The organism is Desulfosarcina sp. (assembly GCF_046496365.1).
GTDB lineage: Bacteria > Desulfobacterota > Desulfobacteria > Desulfobacterales > Desulfosarcinaceae > Desulfosarcina.
The window spans coordinates 1-2,771 of record NZ_JAWOHB010000025.1; the positions used below are offsets into that span (position 1 = coordinate 1).

2 protein-coding genes are annotated in these 2,771 nt (G+C 54.6%); both read right to left on the bottom strand.

Features of this window, described 5'->3' with window-relative positions; all coding sequences use genetic code 11:
* Positions 1–225: 225 nt before the first annotated feature.
* Entirely contained in the window at positions 226–1,824 is a 1,599-nt protein-coding gene (locus R6V78_RS01655) for a peptide chain release factor 3 (RefSeq protein WP_410287582.1), read from the bottom strand.
* Between the two features lie 134 nt (positions 1,825–1,958).
* On the bottom strand, positions 1,959–2,771 hold an 813-nt coding region (locus R6V78_RS01660; RefSeq protein WP_410287583.1), incomplete at its 5' end, for a S1 RNA-binding domain-containing protein.

Below are 2,771 nucleotides of genomic sequence, written 5' to 3' on the forward strand. Positions count from 1 at the left end.
CACAAATATACGGACGAACCCGTATGATCAAAAAAGGCGTTTTTCCTTTCTAAGGGCTTTTCCACAAAAAGCTTAGATTAAGGGAGAAGCGCCAATGAAGATGGAAATCACTGTAACAGAAACAAGGGAACTTATCAACGATCTGCAGGACACAAAGGTCTTCATTCTTGACAGGTTATTTCAAATAGTGAAGAATGAAAATCTGACCCCCTTTTCGTTCTAAGCTTATTGATATTCACGGGTTTTATGAAAAATGATGTCCGGCCATTTTTCCACCGTGAAGTTCAATTGCCATTCGCTCTCGGCCAGGCAGACCAGTTTGCCTTCCGCATCCTGCGCCAGGTTGGCATAGCGGTCCTTTTCAAAGGCGGCCAAGCGCTTCTTGTCATCGCAGCTCACCCAGCGGGCGGTGGAATAATTTACCGGCTCATATACGGCATCGACGCCATATTCGGCTTTGAGCCGCATCATGGTCACTTCGAACTGCAGTACGCCCACAGCCCCCAGAATCGTGGCGTTTTCCATCAAAGGCCGGAATAGTTGGATCGCGCCCTCTTCGACCAGCTGGCGCACCCCTTTCTGAAGCTGTTTCATCCTGAGCGGGGATTTGAGCCGTACCCGGCGGAAATGCTCGGGAGCAAAATTCGGTATACCGGTGAAAATAAGCGGTTCTTTTTCCGAAAAAGTGTCGCCGATCCGGATGGTGCCGTGATTTTGGATGCCGATGATGTCGCCGGGCCAGGCATCTTCGACAAAAGCGCGGTCCTGTGCCATGAAAATGATCGGATTGGCAATCTGGATATCCTTGCCGAGACGGTGGTGGCGAACCCGCATGCCGCGCTGAAAACGGCCCGAGCAGATGCGCAGAAAGGCGATTCGGTCGCGGTGCGCCGGATCCATGTTGGCCTGGACTTTGAAGACGAACCCGGAAAAAGCTTCTTCTTCAGGCAAGACCACGCGGGTGGCGGCCGGCCGGGGCAACGGCGAGGGCGCGATCTCCACAAAGGTGTCGAGCAGCTCACGCACCCCGAAGTTGTTGATGGCGCTGCCGAAAAACACCGGGGTCTGGCTGCCCTTGAGAAATTCCTGCAGGTCAAAGGTATCGGCTGCGCCTTCAAGCAAAGCCACATCCTGGCGCAGTTCATCGGCCTGAGTGCCCAGAATTTCATCCAGCAGCGGATTATTCAGATCGCTGATGGTGATCGCATCGTCAGGCAGGCGTTCCTTGCCGGGAGTAAAGAGGGTCAGCTCCTTGCGGTACAGGTTATAGGCGCCTTTGAAGCGTTTGCCCATACCGATGGGCCAGGTGAGCGGCGTGCATTCGATTTGCAAGGTCTCTTCGATATCGCCAAGAATGTCCAGCGGCGGCATACCGCCGCGGTCAAGTTTATTGATGAACGTCAGGATGGGCGTATTGCGCATCCGGCAGACCTCCATCAATTTGCGGGTTTGCGTCTCGACTCCCTTGACGCTGTCGATGACCATGATTGCACTGTCCACAGCGGTCAGCACGCGGTAGGTGTCTTCTGAAAAATCCTGGTGGCCGGGCGTGTCCAACAGGTTGATTTCAAAGTCGCGATAATTGAACTTCATGACCGAACTGGTTACCGAAATGCCGCGCTCCTGCTCGATTGCCATCCAGTCGCTGGTGGCATGACGGCTGGCCTTGCGGGCCTTGACCGACCCCGCCAGCTGGATAGCACCGCCGAAAAGCAGCAGTTTTTCGGTCAGGGTGGTCTTGCCGGCATCCGGATGGCTGATGATGCCGAAGGTCCGGCGACGGTCGATTTCTCTCTTGAGTGACCTGTTAAATGGGCTTTTCATTTGTTTTTCTTGCTTATTGTTATAATCCCATAAAGATATCTATTTTTATCAGACCGGTATCGCCCTGCTTCCCAATGTTCAAGGGTGTCGCCCGTCCCGTTGCTTGCCGGTCTAAAGTCACGCGGCGGGTGGGGCTACAGGGTGCTTTCCCCGTTCTCCACGGCCTTCATGCTCAACCGGATTTTGCCTCGCGGATCAATGTCGAGCACCTTGACCATGACGGTCTGACCTTCGTGCAGCAGATCCGTGACCTTGTTCACCTTGCGGTCGGCCATCTGTGAAATATGCACCAAACCGTCGGTACCGGGCAGGATTTCCACAAAAGCGCCGAAATCCATGATTTTCTGGACAATGCCGTTATAGATCCTGCCGATTTCCGCCTCCTCTGTAATGGCGACGATTTTTGCAGCCACGGCGGCACTGCTGTCACCATCCGGCGCAAAGACACTCACCTTGCCAGAATCCTCTACATCGATTTTTACCCCGAATTCCGCACTCAAGGCCTTGATCATCTTGCCGCCGGGGCCGATGAGATCCCGGATTTTATCCGGGTGGATTTGCAGAACAAGCAGCTTCGGCGCATGCGCGGGCAAGTCCTGCCTGTGAACGGCGATGGCTTCCCGCATCTTGTTTAGAATGTGAAGGCGTCCCTGCCGGGCCTGGGCCAGGGCCTTACTCATAATGTCTCTTGAAACCCCTTCGATCTTGATGTCCATCTGCAGGGCCGTCACGCCTTCATCGGTGCCGCACACCTTAAAATCCATGTCGCCCAGATGGTCTTCGTCACCAAGAATGTCCGAAAGGATGATGACGTCGTCCGCTTCCTTGATCAACCCCATGGCCACACCGGCCACCGGTTTTTTGATCGGCACTCCGGCATCCATCAGCGCCATGCTGCCGCCGCACACCGTGGCCATGGAGGATGATCCATTGGATTCGGTGACTTC

Bases quoted from the DNA above. Each gene is read 5' to 3' on its own strand.
- R6V78_RS01655 (WP_410287582.1), bottom strand. From the start codon at position 1,824: ATGAAAAGCCCATTTAACAGGTCACTCAAGAGAGAAATCGACCGTCGC.